This is a genomic window from Endozoicomonas atrinae, from assembly GCF_001647025.1.
In the GTDB taxonomy this organism is placed as follows: Bacteria; Pseudomonadota; Gammaproteobacteria; order Pseudomonadales; family Endozoicomonadaceae; genus Endozoicomonas; species Endozoicomonas atrinae.
Genome location: NZ_LUKQ02000725.1, coordinates 1 through 622 on the forward strand (window position 1 = coordinate 1; position 622 = coordinate 622).

At 61.4% G+C, this 622-nt stretch carries 1 protein-coding gene; it reads left to right on the top strand.

The features are described from left to right. Positions 1–622 (top strand): VCBS domain-containing protein (locus AK963_RS30295; RefSeq protein ID WP_202969964.1); only part of this gene is annotated, 622 nt, incomplete at both ends.

Sequence of the window (622 nt, forward strand, 5' to 3'; positions counted from 1 at the left end):
GATGTGGATCTCACCGATGTCCAGACCGTCAGTGTCACCTCCGACACCAGCGGGTACCTGGGCTCCTTTACGCCGACGGTCAGCAACAACACCACCGGCGACGGCACCGGGCAGGTGGACTGGACCTTCAGTGTCCCCGATGCCGATATTGATGACCTGGCCGCAGGTCAGGTGCGGACCCAGACCTATACCGTCACGGTTAACGATGGTAACGGCGGTACCGTGGATCAGCAGGTGACGGTGACCATCACCGGCACCAATGATGTACCGACCATTACTGCGGCCACCGATGTCACCGGCGCGGTGACCGAGATTGTGGATGGCGGCACCGGCGAAAATACCGATACCCTGTCCGACAGTGGCAGCTTCACCATCGCCGATGTGGACCTTACCGATGTGCAGACCGTCAGCGTCACCTCCGACACCACCGGGTACCTGGGCTCCTTTACCCCGACGGTCAGCAACAACACCACCAGTGACGGCACCGGCCAGGTAGACTGGACCTTCACGGTGCCCGATGCCGATATTGATGACCTGGCCGCGGGTCAGGTGCTGACCCAGACCTATACCGTCACGGTTAACGATGGCAACGGCGGTACCGTGGATCAGCAGGTGACGGTGA